We start from the raw sequence: 16,759 nt of genomic DNA on the forward strand, positions 1-16,759 counted from the left end.
AAAAACCGACCTCCCAATCGTTAGATTTTTGGTCTAACTTTTGGGGGTCGGTTCATCTATTAATGATTAAGAACCTTTTTATATGATTTCATTTTATCTATTGGTTGGATTGCTAAATAAACAATGACCATTGACGGTGAGGGCGCCGATACACTGGTACCATAGTGAAGGGCTTGTCCATTTCTTCGTTAGCTTCATTTGATTTCTCTAAGAAAAGAAAATATTGACATATATTTGACAATATATGTTAGTAGCCTTGAATAGAGAGTTTATACAGAAAGATTAAAAGGAGAGATTAATATGAAGCTAGATAAGATTAGAATAATTCGAACTATGCTACTCATAGTTGTCATTTGCTTTTTATCATCGTCTAAGTATGTTTTTGCAGCCCAGACGAAATCGTATGATATCAGTAAAGGAAACATTACAATAGATAAATCTGGTGATTATACAATCACAGGTAAAACGGATAAAAACACAATAACAATTAAAAAGGGCGTATCAACAAACATAACGTTACGTGATATAGAAATTTCTATAACCGCTGCCTCAAATATTCCGATTTTGATTGAGGGCGGTGGAGCTGCAAACTTCATTTTAGAAGGTGAGAGTAAGATAACGAGTCAATGGGATGAGGGTATTCGTGTGAAATCCGGCGGAAAATTTATAGTCTCTTCCAATAGTACCGGTTCCTTAGAAGTAACAGGGGGGATTGCTGATGCTGGTATTGGCGGAAGTGGCACTATCATAATAAAAGGTGGCACCATAAAAGCAAAAGGCGGTCAATGTGGTTATGGAATAGGAAGTGGATATGCATATCAGCCCTATCAAGAATACGATGGTGAAGCAGGCAGTATAACAATTACTGGTGGTAATGTAACTGCAATTGGTGGAAAAGATGCTTCAGGTGGTATCGGTTTTTCCAGTAAAAAATCAACAGGAATCATAGAAATTACCGGAGGTACTGTTTATTCAACTTCGGGAGGTTCTGGAATAGGTGATCATGCTTTTGAATGTAAAGGAAATAAAATTACTATCAGCGGCGGTAATGTTACTGCAATCGCTGGTGCTTATGGTGCAGGAATCGGCAGTAGTTTAAATCCAAATGGTACATCCGTTGTAATATCAGGAGGAACAATTAAGGCTGATGGTGGCATGGGAACTGATGTGTATGATTCTTGGTCCTATTCCAATGACAATCGTCTTAGGCAAAGTAGACAAGAATACGACATAGCTGCTAAGAGTATTACTATTACAGGTGGTCAAATTTTTGCAGATTACTGTTCTGTACAGCCCCAAAATTCACAGGGACAAAAATTATATCTCACGCTAATACCAAGTGAAACAGGTAAAGTAACTAAGATTACTGCCTACCAGAAAAGCTATGGTAGTAAGGATATTAACTCGAAGGGAATATTAAGCTTATGGCTGCCAAGATTAAATAGTGAAGATGGTAAGCTTGCTTTAGATGTAACATTTGCGTCAGGAAAACATACTAAGAAGGACTATTTAAGTTCCTTTGATGTATTGCAAGGTTACAGTAGTTCAAAAGATATGGTATTTAATTTATCTGTTAGTAACTTAGAAGTGTATGCAGACGGTTTAATTTATAAAAATAAGATTTATCGAAGAAACAGCTATTCGATTAAAATAACCGGATCCACTTCAAAAAATCAAATTATAGTACATGGCGGAAAACACAGTTTTGAATTTGAGAATGTGACTGTAGATTATACAAAACAAACTGATAAAATGTTCTTTGTTGTGAGTGGTGAATCTGATGTTCTTATCAATAGCAAGAAGCAAAATTCAATAAAAACCGGTGGTAATAGCGTAGGACTTTATGTAGGCACAAATGCTAAGCTATCCTTTGCAGGAAGTTCTAATGAGGATAAATTAACGATAGAAACTTTTGATGATTCCTATGGAATTGCAACACCAAGCGGTTCCATCCAACAATTTGGCGGAAATATCTCGATCACTGCAAAACAAAATAGCATTGGAATATATCTTGGTAATGCAGGAGCTTTCTCCTTATATAATGGTATAATTAATGGTATTAGTAGTACACAAAATGCGATCTATGGGCTAAATTACATGAAAGTTAATGTATATGGCGGTATAATGAATATGGATAACATTGGTTATCGTGATGAAAGCAATGAGGAAGTAACGGATAAAAGTTGTTTTACTATTTCCAATGGAGAGATTAATATTAGTAATCGTATGATATTTAATACGTTTGAAGTAACTGGTGGAAATATTAATGCTCATTTACTAGGCTCTGGAATCGGTTCTAGAATTTTTATGTATCAAGGTAAGATTGTTATGGATAAATTTATTACGGATACTACGGAACCAGAGTATAATGAGGAGAGTAACGATTATGTTATTTTTGAGTATATAACAGCGGATGGTGTTTCACAAAAATCTGCTCTCGACACTTCGACCATTTACGGTGGTGTGATAGAAGAAACTCATAATGTTACGATAGAAGAATTGAAAAAGATATCATTTGGAAGTTGCTAGATAATAAGTGCATTTATTAAAGTTTAGCAGTACTTCAATATCCATTTCTGTAATAAGATAATATCTTTATTACAAAAATTATTTCATAATCTGGCTGGAGAGAATACTATAGATTATAAATTTATAGTATTCTCTCCAGCTAGATTTTTGTTAATTATCATTAAAACTTATACAAAGCCTTATTTATCAAGCAATTTCATGATATATAAGCCAAGCTTATCAATAACATTAGAAATAAACACAGATTTTCAAAGAAAAACACAGATTAATTCATTGACCATTTCTTTTATTTACAGTATATTTAATTACGTAAACAAATTCACGTAAAACATTTGACATGCGAAGGGATGAGTACAACATGATAAATAAGAAGTACAGAAAAAAATTAATGGTTGCGTTAGCAGTAATGATGTTAGCAGGAAATATGGCTGCTTGTCAAAAAACTGAGAATGTTAGCACTAAAAATAATACTACCACAGAGGTAACATACTTAAAAACATTCTTTGATATTGAATTAGAGAATGAAAATGTAGGTGCCTCGGAGTTTAATCAGGCATTACAAAAACTTGGTAGTGACGTAACTGTAGATGGTGAACTAACTTATTTGTCAGCGGTAAAAGCTGCAATGCAAGCTGCTAATTTTGAAGAATTGGTATTAAGCTATCCAGAGAAGAAGGTTACGGAAAGCTTAAATAGCCATGGAATTAAGGATAGAATAGTAGCAGAATATAGTGCTTACCTAGCATGTGCTCTCGATACAGGAATATTAACAAATGAGGAAGGTAAAATTGCAGCTAAAGATAAGAATGTTACTAAGGACATAGCAGATTCCTTACTTATGAAAATTGCAACTAGTAATGGTGATGCGAGAAATTATCTTGCAACTTCCAATGACCCAGATATTTATGCTAAGTTAGATAATGCGTGGAATTCTTTTCTTTTGTTTGATGATGCTTCCTTATCTGAGATTGGGAAAATGGCAGTTCAAAATAAAATAGTAACTGGATTTAATATAAAAAATGAAGCATATAATGCAAACTTTTTACCGGAACTTACACTTCAATATGGACATTCAGATATTAAACATGCTCATCAGTTAATCGGCTTACTGAATTCAGAAGGTATTGTGGCAAAAGTTCAATTAGAACCAAAAGTATCCATATATGAATACTTATTAGAGTGGGGTCCTATTCCAGAAACGACACCAACTTATGAAGTAAAAAAATTTAATGACAATTTATATTTAACTTACGCAGTGGAATATGATTTACAATTAGAATTCTTAGATCAAGAAGATATGACTCGTTTCAATGAAGTCATTGAAGCGTATGCAAAGAAATATGAAGGAAATGAAGAAGCAAAAGGCCTTATCTACGGATCTTGGTGGCAGCCACTTTATAGTACAAAGAAGTTAGATATGCCAAAAGAAATTTATAATAGCATTGGTGATTTGGTTATTGAAAATGGTATGTATTCTCTTCATACGTTCTATCTACCTGAAGATAAAGATACTGTAGTTAGTAAATTACAAGAAGTCGCTGGCGACTTAACCGTAAAAACTGAAGATAGAGTAGTAAATAAAGCGTTTTATCATTATTTAACAGGAGAAGATTTTCAATAACGCTTGAAAATCACATAGGGGTGGGGCATGTTAGCAATTGAAAGAACACAGTATATCATTAAAACACTTCAAGAAAATAAAGTTGCTTCTGTAAGCGAACTTAGTAAGGTAATTCAGGTAACAGAAGAAACCATTCGTCGTGACTTAGAGAAATTAGAAAAACAGGGAGTAATTTCAAGAGTCCATGGAGGTGCATATCTTAGAGAAGGATATGGTAATGAGACACCAACTGAAGTTAGAGGTAAAATTTATCAAAAAGAAAAAGAGCAAATTGCGAAAGCGAGCCTCACTTTTATAAAAGATTACGATTCTGTTCTACTCGATTGTAGTACAACAGCAAGTTATATCGCAAAGGAAATTAAAGCTTCTGAGAAAAAAATCTCCGTTGTAACGAACTCTTTACTTGTTGCAAAAGAACTAGAAGATGCAGTACATGTTCGTTTGATTTTACTTGGAGGGGAATATAAGGATAGTACGAAGTCATTTTGTGGTTCAGTAACTGTAGAAGCACTAAGTCACTATTATGTGGATAAAGTATTTATTAGTAGTGCTGGGATCAGTGTAGAAGCCGGAATGATAGACTATACTTTAGAGGAAGCGACCATACGTAGTAATATGATAAAACAAGCTAAAACCTGTTTTTATGTTGCGGATATTACAAAAATTGGTCGTAATGCGATTTATCGAATTGGTGATTTGGATGATGTAGATTATCTAATTGTAAATGAAGACATCGATAGAAAATCGTTAGAACTAAAAGAAGCGCTTTTGAATCGTAAAAAAGAGATTGTGATAGCCAAATAACTTGTAATAAGGAAATGTTCGCGATGCGTGCTTTTTCTTATTGAATGTCATGATCATTATAAAAAGGCATGAAATCGCCAGAATGGATGAATAAATGGAAAAAAAGAAAGTAGAATTAAAAAAAGAAGTAGTTTTAACTGCAAAAAGAGCATTGAAAGAAGGCATGGTTGCAGGTACTAGTGGTAATATAAGCGTATTTCTAGAAGATTTAAATGCAATGGCAATTACACCAAGTGGATATGACTATACTATCATGGAGGAAAATGATGTTGTTGTTATTTCTTTGGATGGTACGGTACTAGAAGGTCATCTAAAACCTTCCTCTGAATGGAAACTTCATGCAGAAATTTATAAAAACCTTCCGCATGTGAAGTCAGTAGTGCATACGCATTCCCCATTTGCTACCAGCTTTGCAGTTCTTCATAAAGAAATTCCAGTTGTACTCATCGAGATGGTACCATTCCTAAAAGGAAGTATTGAAGTGAGTCCTTATGCAAAACAGGGAAGTAGTGATGTTGGTGCAAACGCAGTACCTATCTTAGATAGAAAAAATGCATGTTTGATGGCAAATCACGGTGTGGTTGCAGTTGGAGAAACATTAGGACAAGCATACATCAACAGTATCTATGTAGAAGATGCTGCAAAAATTTATCATATGGCGTTAACTGTAGGAACTCCGGTAGTATTAACGGAAGATCAATGGTAAAAATTCAAATTCATTTTATTATAACGAAAGGATAATGCAACTGTTAAAAACAGGCCACAAAATACTGTGGTAAGCATGGGTATTATTATGAATGAAAATAGGATGAACTATTCTGCTTATGAACGATTATTAAAATGTTATGAGAGCTTTCAGAGGAAAATTAATTTCAAACCACTCGTTGCACTTGTCTTAGGCTCTGGACTAGGTGATTATGCAGATCAGATCAAGGTGGAGGCAACTCTTGATTATAATGAAATTGAAGGATTTCCTGTATCTACGGTAGCTGGACATAAAGGGCGTTTTGTATTTGGATATGTGGAAGAAGTACCAGTTGTTATTATGCAGGGAAGAGTTCATTTCTATGAGGGATACGAGATGGAAGATGTCGTATTACCAACCAGACTTATGAAGATGATGGGAGCTAAGGTCTTATTCCTTACCAATGCGGCAGGAGGAGTAAACTTTAATTTCAAAGCCGGTGACTTTATGTTAATAACCGATCAAATTAGTAATTTTGTACCTTCTCCACTCATAGGACCAAACATTGATGAACTTGGGTTACGTTTCTGTGATATGAGTGAAGTATATGATAAAGATCTTCGCGAGGTCATCCGAACTAGTGCGAAAGAAAACGGTATGGAGTTACAAGAAGGTGTCTATATACAACTAAGTGGTCCAAACTTTGAAACGCCTACTGAGGTTAAGATGTGTAGACTTCTTGGTGCAGATGCAGTCGGTATGAGTACGGCATGTGAAGCAATAGCAGCAAATCATATGGGAATGAAGATTTGTGGAATTTCTTGTATATCAAATCTTGGTTGTGGAATGACAGAGGAACCATTAAGCCATATAGAAGTTCAAGAGACAGCAGACCGCGTAGCACCCCTATTTAAGCAATTAATTACAACATCCATTCGAAATATTGCGGATGTAATAGATTCCAAATAAATTAAGTAAAATGGCGTAAAACGCCGGAAGAGAGGCTAAAATGGAAAATGTAACATTAAGTCCAGATGGTAAGTCCGTCGTAATAATAGATCAGACAAAACTTCCGAATGCAATTGAATATCTTACCTTATCGACACCTCGTCAGATGTATGATGCAATCTTTGCATTAAAGGTAAGAGGGGCTCCTGCCATAGGAATCTGTGCGGGATTCTCGATATACTGTCTTGCTCAAACAATAGAAGAGACAGAATATGATGCATTCCTATTAAAATTTCGTGAATATAAAGACTATCTTGATTCTTCAAGACCAACTGCAGTAAACCTTAGCTGGGCTTTAAAACGAATGGAAAAGGTCGTACTTGATGCAAAAGATAAGAGCATTGTAGAAATAATTTCTTTATTAAAAGCAGAATGCATTGCAATCAAAGAAGAAGATATAAAGATCTGTAAAGCAATCTCTGAATATGGATTAGAGTTTTTAAAAGATGGTGATGGAATTCTAACTCATTGTAATGCAGGACCGCTTGCTACAAGTCAGTATGGTACCGCTCTTGGACCATTGATTCTTGGAAAAGAGCGTGGAATGAGCTTTAAAGTATTTGCAGATGAAACAAGACCATTATTACAAGGTGCAAGATTGACCGCTTTTGAACTTCACGAAGCAGGAATCGATGTTACTTTAATCTGTGACAACATGGCTAGTATTGTGATGAAAAATGGTTTTATCAACGCATGTTTCGTTGGATGTGACCGTGTAGCTGAGAATGGTGACACAGCAAATAAAATTGGAACCAGTGGTGTTGCAATCTTAGCGAAGCATTATGGAATACCATTTTATGTAATGTGTCCTACCTCTACCATAGATTTAAATTGTAAAACTGGTGATGATATTGAGATAGAGCTTCGTTCCGAGGATGAAATTAAATCTAAGTGGTATGAAAAACCAATGGCTCCAAGTGATGTGAAATGCTATAATCCAGCTTTTGATGTAACCGATCATAATTTGATCACAGCAATTATTACAGAGCATGGCGTATGTAAAGCACCTTTTGAAGTAAGTTTAAAAGAAGCGGTTCAAAAGGCACAAGACAAAATTAAAAAATAATCCGAAATGGTTATTTTATAAAGGACGCATTACATCTCAAAAAAGATAATAATGATAAAAAAGAAGATATCAATTATTTATCGAAATGAATGTGTCTAGGAAAACAGGTACAAACTTTAATTGGGTAATTTTACTGGATGATTATAATTGGTAATTTTACTAAGTAAAGAGACGTGCGAATGAATGGAGGAAATAACATGAGAAAATTAGCAGCAGTGATTTTAGGTGTTACAATGCTTGCAACTGTATTTACAGGATGTGGGAAAAAAGCGAATGAAAATAATGGTAATCCACCTAGCGGTGCGACTGTAACAGAAGTTCCTTCTTCAGAGGGAGAAAATAAAGGTAACAACGAAGGTAAAAAAGAGGCACTTAAAATTGCAATCGTTAGTAGCCCATCTGGTGTTGATGATGGTAATTTTAATCAGGATAATTACACTGGTATCTTAAATTTTATTAAAAATCATCCAGATGCAACAGTAACTCCTGTCAAAGAACCAACCGGAGATACAACAGCTGCAATTCAGGCAGTTGCTGATATCGTAGCAGATTATGATGTTATTGTATGTTGTGGTTTCCAGTTTGCAGGTATCGGTACTCTTGCACAAGATAACCCAAATGTTGATTTTATCTTAGTGGATGCATATCCAATTGATGCTGAAGGTAATGAAATAACTGTTGAAAACATCTATGCGATGCAGTTTGCAGAGCAGGAAAGCGGCTTTTTCGCAGGTATGGCAGCTGCATTAGAGTCAAAGACAAAAAAAGTAGCTCTAGTTAGTGGTATCGCTTATCCATCCAACGTAAATTATCAGTTTGGTTTTGAAAGTGGTGTAAATTACGCGAATAAGAAATATGATACTGGTGTTACATTAATTCAACTACCTTCATACGCAGGAACCGATGTTACTGGTGCTAATGTTGGTGGTAACTATGTAGGTAGTTTCTCCGATGAAGCAACTGGTAAGGTTGTAGCAAATGCCTTAATTAAAGAAGGTGTTGACGTAATCTTCGTATCAGCTGGTGGTTCTGGAAACGGTGTATTTACAGCAATTAAGGAAGCTACTAATGTAAAAGCAATCGGTTGCGACGTTGACCAGTACGATGATGGTGTAAACGGAAGTAATAATATTATCTTAACCTCTGCTTTAAAGGTAATGTCTAAGAACGTTGAAAAGCAGTTAAATGCTGTTGTTGATGGAACATTTACTGGACAGAATGCATTATTAAAAGCTGATACAGATTCTACCGGTTTTGTAGCAACCGAAGGAAGACAGCAAATGAGTGCTGAAACAATCGAAAAACTTGAAGCTGCATATGAATTAGTAAAGAATGGTACCATTGTTCCAGCAGCGAATTTTAACGGAATTAAGTCTGATAGTTTTCCAGGTTTAGATAAATAGAAAAACACATGAATCACGAGGCTGACGCAATAGTTTTGTTCAATAAGTGACTTAGGTAGAAATACTCTTTTGAGGCGAATATTATTCAAAAGAGTATTTACTAGCTTTTCTTAATGAAGTAGATGAAATTTGCAGCAGCCTCTGCATTTGTTATTAGATTAGATAAGTGGGAATATGTAATATTTCATACAGCAGGTATTTTAAGATGCTGCAACCACAAACTAGAAATCGCAAAATGTAACGTAGAAATGAGGATAAGGATGCCAGATTATATAGTTGAAATGAAGCATATTACAAAAAGGTTTCCTGGTATTGTAGCAAATGATGATGTGACTCTTCAGATAAAAAAGGGTGAAATATTTGCCATCTTAGGAGAGAACGGTGCCGGAAAGTCAACAATCATGAGTATGCTTTTTGGAATGTACGAACCAGATGAGGGTGAGATATGGATTCGAGGGAAAAAAGAAGTAATATCCTCCCCAAGTTATGCAACAAAACTTAATATTGGAATGGTACATCAGCATTTTAAGTTAGTACAAAATTATACGATTACGGAAAATATTGTGCTTGGTTTGGAAAAGACAAAAAGATTGTTTGGTATCTTACCTTACGTTGATATGAAAAAAGCCAATCAGGCAATCAAGGATTTATCAGAGAAATATGAATTAGAAGTGAATCCGCTAAAAAAAATTGAAGAAGTTCCAGTTTCGATTCAACAGCGCGTTGAAATTTTAAAGATGCTTTACAGAGAAGCAGAAATCTTAATCTTCGATGAACCTACCGCTGTACTAACCCCACAAGAGATTGATTCCCTTCTAAAAATAATTAAAGGACTTAGAGATGCTGGAAAAACAATTATCTTAATAACACATAAATTAGATGAGATTAAACGAGTAGCAGATCGTTGCGCCATTTTAAATAAAGGTAAGTTGATCGATGTTCTTGATGTGGCTACAACCTCCACAAAAGAAATGGCAAATCTTATGGTAGGTCGTGAAGTAACCTTCCGCCTTGAAAAAAGTGAACCGAAGTTTAATGAAGCGGTTCTCAAAGTAAAAAATATAACTGTTAAAAATGAAGATAACTTTGAAGTGGTGAAGGATGTTTCTTTTACCATCCATGGAGGAGAAGTATTTGCAATAGCTGGCGTTGCAGGAAATGGTCAAGTTGAAATTGCTGATGCAATTGCAGGCTTAATGAAAACTACTTCTGGTTCTATCAGGTTAAATGGAACAGATATCACAAAAACAAGCATAAGAAAACGTACGGAAGAAGGAATTTCCTATATTCCAGAAGACCGACAAAGCTATGGTGTAGTGATGAATTTTACCCTTCAAGATAATATAGCACTAAAAAAATATTATAAAGAGCCATTTTGTCACAATGGCATTCTAAAAGATGCGACATTTTCAAGTTATTCCTCCCGTTTAATAGATAAATATGATATTAGAAGCGGTCAAGGAAATGAAACCATCGTTCGTTCTATGAGTGGTGGTAATCAGCAAAAAGCAATTATCGCGCGCGAAATAGAGATGGAATCTCCACTTCTTATCTTTGTTCAACCAACAAGAGGACTTGACATAGGAGCAATTGAGAATATTCATAAGCAAATTATTGCAGAACGTGATAAAGGAAAAGCAATCTTACTAATCTCTTTAGAACTAGATGAGATTATGAATTGTGCGGACACCATTGGAGTTATTTATAATGGTAGTTTACAAAAGATTGCACCAGCTAAGACACTTACAACCAAAGAAGTTGGAGAATTTATGATGGGGGTTAAGGGGCATAACAATGAGAAATAAATTAAAAAACAGTAAAGTTCAAGCCATTATGGTTCCTATCATTGCGATTATTGTTAGCTTACTAGTAGGAGCAGTCGTATTACTTTGCCTTGGTAAGAATCCGATCAGTGTTTATTATAATATTTTGCAAGGTGCTGGCATACTTCCAAAACCTTCTTACGCAGGATATAAGGGATTGATTACGGATTTCTTTAGTTTGCTTAACATGTGGACTCCTATGCTATTTGCTTCCCTTGCAGTTGCAGTTGCTTTAAAGGCAGGGTTATTTAACATAGGTGTTGCAGGACAGATGTTAACTGCTGGTTTCGTTAGTACTATAGTGGTCGGATATAGTTCACTAGGTGATTTTATTGCGAAACCACTTGTGATTTTAATTGGTATTCTTACAGGAGCATTGGTTGGTGGACTGATTGGATGGTTAAAACATCGTTATAATATCAATGAGGTTGTATCCTCCATTATGATTAACTATATCGCCCAATATGTGATTAGTTTCTTTATTACTATGTACTACATTAATCCTGTATCCAGACAATCAAATCCAGTTAGTCAGGCAGCAAGATTAACCTTAGTAGATATGAAAGTCGGAAATTATAAGATGGATATTCCGCTTTCTATAATCCTAGCAATTATACTGGTTTTCGTTGTTAGGTTTTTACTGAATCGTACCAAAGTTGGTTTTGAGCTAAAAGCGATTGGTGAAAGTAAAAATGCTGCAAAATATGCTGGTATGAATGTAGGCAAAAATATGGTATTAGCTATGGCTATCTCAGGTGCATTAGCCGGATTAGCTGGTGTTACTTACTATCTAGGTTACTTTGGATCCATTCAACCGAAAGTGTTGCCTAGTATAGGATTTGATTCTATTGCAGTAGCATTACTTGGAAATTCGAATCCTGTAGGCATCTTATTTTCTTCCTTATTAATTTCTATTATTAATAAAGGCAGCACATATATGAGTTCGGCTGCAGGAGTAGAAGCTGAGATTGCTTCTGTTATTACTGGAATTATACTTCTTTTCTCAGCTTGTAGTTTCTATATTAGACATAAGATGGATAGACTAGGTTCAAAATCAGAAGAGAAGAAGAGCGAAACTCTTACAGAAACCAAAGATAAAAGCTCTAGTATTCATAAAGATGGAAAGCAAGAAGAGAAAAAAATAGAATCAACTGAAACAAAGGAGGATAACAAATGGAATTAATAATTATAGACGGGTTATCCTTTGCATTACCATTATTTATTATGGCAATTGGCGGTATCTATTGTGAAAAAAGCGGAATAACAAATCTAGCATTAGAAGGTCTTCAAGGATTTGGAGCATTCTGTGGAGCATTTGCAGCTGTTTTAGCAATGAGATCATTTGGAGCAGATTCTTCTGTACCGTTTTATCTTGCATTATTTATTGCAATGCTTGGTGGTATGGTATTTTCCTTAATCCATGCACTTTTGTGTATTCGTTTTAAAGCAAATCAGGTAATTAGCGGTGTTGTTATTAATATTTTAGCGTTATCTTTAACTACCTTTTTAACAAAACAAATAAACCGTGGATTATTTGATGCACCTTCGGATAAGTTTGTATTAGGTGTTTCTAATAAACTTACGATACCTGTTTTATCAGAGATACCGGTAATCGGGGCAATCTTTAAAAATATTTACCCTTTCGAGATTGTTATCATTGTAATTGCATTCATTGCTTGGTATGTTTTGTATAAAACAAGATTTGGATTGCATGTAAGAGCATGTGGAGAAAACCCTCATGCGGTGGATGCAGCAGGAATTTCGGTAGCAAAGACTCGCTTGATTGCAGTTATCATATCCGGTGCATTGTCTGGACTTGCTGGTATTAGTTTCGCATATTCTATCTCTGCAAACTTCTCTGGTAGTATCTACGCTGGTTATGGTTATCTTGCTATCGCGGGATTAATCTTTGGTAATTGGTCAATTCTTCCGACATTAGGGGCTTGTCTTTTATTCGGATTTGCAAGATCTGGTGGATATCAGCTTGTACAGATTTTAGAGCTCCCAAGTGCCTACTCAGATCTAGTTATGATTTTACCTTATGTATTAACAATGCTTTTACTTGTATTTTTCTCTAAACATAATCGTGCACCATCTGCACTCGGTGAGATTTACGACAAAGGAAAGCGTTAGAACTTAATCCCATTGGCTTTATATAATGGGTAGTTCAGGCATATACTAAATCAACACATGAATAACTTTTAGGAATTCACAATAATTTTCTATAAAAGAGTGAAAAACAAATTATACCAGGTAAGTTTGTGTCAGCGCTGCAACAACAAACTTTGGATACGAAAAAAGCAGCGCAGAAATGGGGTAAACTATGAATATAAGATTCTATCATGCTCGAATTGCGACTATGCAAAACGATTGTAGTATCCTAGAAGGGGAGCTTTGGGTAACAAATAATCGAATCTCTTATGTAGGTGCCGAAAGAGAAATCCAGATTTCATGGGATAGAGAAATTGATTGTAAAGGGAATCTATTAATGCCAGGATTTAAGAATGGTCATACACATTCTGCTATGACATTTCTAAGATCCTACGCGGATGATCTACCATTGCATGATTGGTTAAATAAGCAGATATTTCCGATGGAGGCGAAGTTAACACCGGATGACATCTATCACTTATCAAAACTTGCCATCTTAGAGTACCTTACGAGTGGTATGACAGCTAACTTTGATATGTATATTACACCGGATACGATAGTTCAGGCATCGATTGATACTGGATTTCGAACCGTTCTTTGCGGTGGTGTAAGTAACTTTTTGCATACCGTAACACAGGTTGAGGATTGGTACAAAAAATATAATAACTATCATGAGCTAATTTCATTTCAACTTGGATTTCATGCAGAATATACCATCGATAGATCGATTCTTATGGATTTAGCTGCGTTAGCAAAACAGCAAAAAGCACCTGTGTATACCCATAACTCAGAAACAAAAGCAGAAGTTGATGCATGTATATCAAGAAATCATATGACTCCAACCGCATTTCTTGACTCCTTAGGTATCTATGATTTTGGCGGCGGCGGATACCACTGTGTTCATATGACTGATGAGGACCTTTATATTGTAAAGAATAAAGGAGTTTCAGTTGTTACAAATCCTGGGTCGAACACGAAATTAGCTAGCGGAATTGCACGTATTAAGGATATGTTATCCCTGGGAATTAATATAGCAATCGGAACAGATGGCCCTGCAAGCAACAATTGTCTTGATATGTTTCGTGAGATGTTCTTAGTTACAGGACTTTCTAAGTTAAAGAACGAGGATGCATCTTCGGTAGATGCAAATGAAGTTCTTAAGATGGCAACAGTAAACGGTGCAAAAGCAATGCGTCTTACTGACTGTGATTGTCTAGCTGAAGGAAAATTAGCAGATTTAATCATGATCGATTTACATCAGCCTAATATGCAACCGTTGAATAACATCACTAAAAATATCGTTTATAGTGGAAGCAAAACTAATGTTAAATTAACTATGGTTAATGGCAAGATACTTTATGAAAATGGTGAATTTTTCGTAGGAGATGATCCAGAGGCTATTTATGCGAAGGCGAATGAAATAATAAATCGTATGAGGTAATTTATATATCGAAGAAATGATACATTAGTGATTTCTAAGATTATGAAACAATCGAGAGATATTCCATTCATCATCCGTTTTCATTACATTCTGTTTACGTTTTGGGCATAAATTTAAATAACACGATTAGTATTTTACTAATATTGATGGCAGTGACATTATAAAGTGTCACTGCCATCAATATATATTACTTTTTAATTTTAACTGGTTCCAAAAGATTTAAAAAATACTCCTGTTTACTTCCATCGGGGCTATCATTACGAATATGTTCTTCAAAACATAATTTTGAGTGGTCAGGTTCATATTTATCATTTATTGATAATAGTTTCATTAATGTTTTCCATGAGCCCCCTATATCATCACTACTTTCAAGCATTGCGTATAGCCCACCAGGTAATTTCATCACCTTAAGATTATCAGGAACAACGATTTCGTCAGGAATGGAAGCGCACATGCCATATCCATAAGGCTTACCTTCTCCGCTTGGCATTGGATTCATGTTCCCACCAAACAAACGAGCTGTTCCTGTTAGATTTGCTGATTTTAACCAGTCTATAACAGGTATCATTGCCTCATCTTCGGGCGACACGCTCACTGCAACGTTGTATGCGACCCGCATAGGCGGAAGTGTAATAAATCTTAGCTTTTTACTATTTTCTTGCTGATTTAACATGATTAACTCCTCCAGTTCGTATTGTAACTCATTAGTCAGTTTTATGTTTGCCAGCAATTCCGATAAATTTTCATCCGTTATCAATTGATTATTATGTTCCTGTAAAAAGGACAGGAACTGAACCAACTGTTTTTCTTTATTAGAAATTTCCACCCTTTGAGCTTTTAAAGCAGAAAGTCTGTTAACAATAACTTCTTGTAATTTCTCAAATGTTTTGTTATCCATAACAGTCTTTATTTCACATATCGGAACATCAAGTGTTCTTAGTAATGCTGTGATACGAACACATAAAACTGCATTTTCATCATAAAATCTCCATCCAGAATCATTATCCCTTATACTGCAAAAAAGATCTTCCGATTCCCAATGACGCAAAGTACGGCTCGTCAGCCCTAGCTGCGCAGAGAGTTTATGAATTGCGATTAGATTATTCACTTCTTTTACTCCTTTCAGAGATATCTCTAAAATTATTGTAACACTTGACGTTACGACAATTGCAAGAGCTTTTTTCCTCTTTATTTTAATATATTACAATACATAATAACATACCTTCTTATTCGGTTAGTTAACTTTTTGATCTTAAATATTATTTCTTTTAAGTCCTTAGTTACAAAAGGTTTTCCCTCTTTATCAAGGAGTGGTGTCATCGTATAGAAATACGCTAGTTTTCGCTATTCGGGTAGCTTAAAAACAAATCTAACTAAACTTGCAACGAATTAACTGATGATTAATATCCGCTAGTATGATAGACTAAAATATAATGTGACTGATGGTTTCTATACAGAATATTGGCCTTTCTACATTTAGATATCACCAGTAAACATACTACGAAAGTCTAGGAGGTATAAGATGTATCAATATAAAGATCTATCAGTTCAAGATGTACATAAAATCGAAGAAATCGATGCGGAATGGTTTATACATAAAGCTTGGAGACAAAAAAATGGTGAACTATTCTTAGCCGAAATCAATTGGCTAGAAAAAGAACTACCAAATGGTTTACCATGGCACAAAGAACACTTTGTCAATTCTTTAGAAGGTGGTGGTAAAGCAATAGGCTGTTTTAACAACGATACTATGGTTGGATATGCTGTTTTAGATGCAGATTTATTCGGTAAGAATAAAGAGTATCTGCTTCTTGATCAGATCTTTATCTCTAAAAATGATAGAAATCATGGGATTGGAAAAGAGTTATTTCATAGATTATGTCAAAGTGCTATTCAGTTAGGTGCTAAAAAGTTATATATTTGCTCAGCTTCTGCGGAAGAAACGGTTGCATTTTATCGAGGCCTTGGATGTATTGATGCAACTGAAGTAAACGAAGTGCTTTATGCATTAGACCCAAGAGATATACAACTAGAGTATATCTTATAGAGATTTTGGGTGATATCATATGAAAATTGACCGACTTTTAGCAATAACAATTTACCTACTCAATCATAAACGTACGTCTGCTCAGGATTTAGCAAATCGTTTCGAAGTTTCCACTAGGACAATCATGAGAGATATTGACTCTTTATGTCTTGCAGGAATTCCTGTCGTATCGACCTTCGGT

The 16,759-nt window shown here is 35.1% G+C and carries 14 protein-coding genes; 13 read left to right on the top strand and 1 reads right to left on the bottom strand.

Annotated elements, in window-relative coordinates; genetic code table 11:
- The first annotated feature begins 300 nt into the window (after window positions 1-300).
- The 11 genes from RTP52_RS06685 (at window position 301) to RTP52_RS06735 (ending at window position 14,531) form a co-directional block, all read left to right on the top strand.
- Window positions 301-2,529, top strand: a complete 2,229-nt coding sequence (locus tag RTP52_RS06685; RefSeq protein WP_312370029.1) for a hypothetical protein — start codon at window positions 301-303, stop codon at window positions 2,527-2,529.
- A gap of 358 nt (window positions 2,530-2,887) precedes the next feature.
- Complete coding sequence (locus RTP52_RS06690; RefSeq protein WP_312101598.1) at window positions 2,888-4,150, top strand: hypothetical protein; 1,263 nt, start codon at window positions 2,888-2,890, stop codon at window positions 4,148-4,150.
- Between the two features lie 27 nt (window positions 4,151-4,177).
- Complete coding sequence (locus RTP52_RS06695; protein WP_312370030.1) at window positions 4,178-4,954, top strand: DeoR/GlpR family DNA-binding transcription regulator; 777 nt, start codon at window positions 4,178-4,180, stop codon at window positions 4,952-4,954.
- Between the two features lie 94 nt (window positions 4,955-5,048).
- Window positions 5,049-5,660 (top strand): class II aldolase/adducin family protein, encoded by a 612-nt coding sequence (locus RTP52_RS06700; RefSeq protein WP_312370032.1) that lies wholly within the window; start codon window positions 5,049-5,051, stop codon window positions 5,658-5,660.
- Between the two features lie 102 nt (window positions 5,661-5,762).
- Window positions 5,763-6,608, top strand: coding sequence for a purine-nucleoside phosphorylase (locus RTP52_RS06705; RefSeq protein WP_442913527.1), 846 nt, complete (start codon window positions 5,763-5,765; stop codon window positions 6,606-6,608).
- Window positions 6,609-6,648: 40 nt separating this feature from the next.
- Window positions 6,649-7,713 (top strand): S-methyl-5-thioribose-1-phosphate isomerase, encoded by a 1,065-nt coding sequence (mtnA, locus tag RTP52_RS06710; RefSeq protein WP_312370034.1) that lies wholly within the window; start codon window positions 6,649-6,651, stop codon window positions 7,711-7,713.
- A 197-nt stretch (window positions 7,714-7,910) separates the two neighbouring features.
- Window positions 7,911-9,116, top strand: a complete 1,206-nt coding sequence (locus RTP52_RS06715; RefSeq protein WP_312101611.1) for a BMP family lipoprotein — start codon at window positions 7,911-7,913, stop codon at window positions 9,114-9,116.
- 260 nt (window positions 9,117-9,376) lie between these two features.
- Window positions 9,377-10,921: an ABC transporter ATP-binding protein gene (locus RTP52_RS06720; RefSeq protein ID WP_312370036.1), complete on the top strand. Its 1,545-nt coding sequence runs from the start codon at window positions 9,377-9,379 to the stop codon at window positions 10,919-10,921.
- Entirely contained in the window at window positions 10,911-12,122 is a 1,212-nt protein-coding gene (locus RTP52_RS06725; protein WP_312101620.1) for an ABC transporter permease, read from the top strand. Before RTP52_RS06720 ends, RTP52_RS06725 begins: the two co-directional genes overlap by 11 nt.
- Window positions 12,113-13,072, top strand: coding sequence for an ABC transporter permease (locus RTP52_RS06730; RefSeq protein WP_312101622.1), 960 nt, complete (start codon window positions 12,113-12,115; stop codon window positions 13,070-13,072). The genes RTP52_RS06725 and RTP52_RS06730 overlap by 10 nt, the downstream gene beginning before the upstream one ends.
- 190 nt (window positions 13,073-13,262) lie before the next feature.
- Window positions 13,263-14,531 carry an amidohydrolase gene (locus RTP52_RS06735; RefSeq protein WP_312370039.1) on the top strand — a complete coding sequence of 423 codons (1,269 nt, stop codon included), beginning with the start codon at window positions 13,263-13,265 and terminating at the stop codon, window positions 14,529-14,531.
- A 187-nt stretch (window positions 14,532-14,718) separates the two neighbouring features.
- On the opposite strand, the gene RTP52_RS06740 is transcribed toward RTP52_RS06735, so the two are convergent.
- Window positions 14,719-15,639: a MerR family transcriptional regulator gene (locus tag RTP52_RS06740; protein WP_312101627.1), complete on the bottom strand. Its 921-nt coding sequence runs from the start codon at window positions 15,637-15,639 to the stop codon at window positions 14,719-14,721.
- A gap of 414 nt (window positions 15,640-16,053) precedes the next feature.
- Between RTP52_RS06740 and RTP52_RS06745 the strand changes: the two genes are divergently transcribed.
- Window positions 16,054-16,578 (top strand): GNAT family N-acetyltransferase, encoded by a 525-nt coding sequence (locus RTP52_RS06745; protein WP_312370041.1) that lies wholly within the window; start codon window positions 16,054-16,056, stop codon window positions 16,576-16,578.
- Between the two features lie 19 nt (window positions 16,579-16,597).
- Window positions 16,598-16,759 (top strand): helix-turn-helix transcriptional regulator (locus RTP52_RS20510; protein ID WP_442913528.1); only part of this gene is annotated, 162 nt, incomplete at its 3' end.

Origin of the sequence: Lachnoclostridium sp., from assembly GCF_031997925.1 — a bacterium.
Lineage (GTDB): Bacteria > Bacillota > Clostridia > Lachnospirales > Lachnospiraceae > Lachnoclostridium.

Bases quoted from the DNA above. Each gene is read 5' to 3' on its own strand.
- RTP52_RS06690 (WP_312101598.1), top strand. From the start codon at position 2,888: ATGATAAATAAGAAGTACAGAAAAAAATTAATGGTTGCGTTAGCAGTA.
- RTP52_RS06695 (WP_312370030.1), top strand. From the start codon at position 4,178: ATGTTAGCAATTGAAAGAACACAGTATATCATTAAAACACTTCAAGAA.
- RTP52_RS06735 (WP_312370039.1), top strand. From the start codon at position 13,263: ATGAATATAAGATTCTATCATGCTCGAATTGCGACTATGCAAAACGAT.
- RTP52_RS06745 (WP_312370041.1), top strand. From the start codon at position 16,054: ATGTATCAATATAAAGATCTATCAGTTCAAGATGTACATAAAATCGAA.
- RTP52_RS06700 (WP_312370032.1), top strand. From the start codon at position 5,049: ATGGAAAAAAAGAAAGTAGAATTAAAAAAAGAAGTAGTTTTAACTGCA.
- mtnA (WP_312370034.1), top strand. From the start codon at position 6,649: ATGGAAAATGTAACATTAAGTCCAGATGGTAAGTCCGTCGTAATAATA.
- RTP52_RS06725 (WP_312101620.1), top strand. From the start codon at position 10,911: ATGAGAAATAAATTAAAAAACAGTAAAGTTCAAGCCATTATGGTTCCT.
- RTP52_RS06685 (WP_312370029.1), top strand. From the start codon at position 301: ATGAAGCTAGATAAGATTAGAATAATTCGAACTATGCTACTCATAGTT.
- RTP52_RS06705 (WP_442913527.1), top strand. From the start codon at position 5,763: ATGAACTATTCTGCTTATGAACGATTATTAAAATGTTATGAGAGCTTT.
- RTP52_RS06715 (WP_312101611.1), top strand. From the start codon at position 7,911: ATGAGAAAATTAGCAGCAGTGATTTTAGGTGTTACAATGCTTGCAACT.
- RTP52_RS06730 (WP_312101622.1), top strand. From the start codon at position 12,113: ATGGAATTAATAATTATAGACGGGTTATCCTTTGCATTACCATTATTT.
- RTP52_RS06720 (WP_312370036.1), top strand. From the start codon at position 9,377: ATGCCAGATTATATAGTTGAAATGAAGCATATTACAAAAAGGTTTCCT.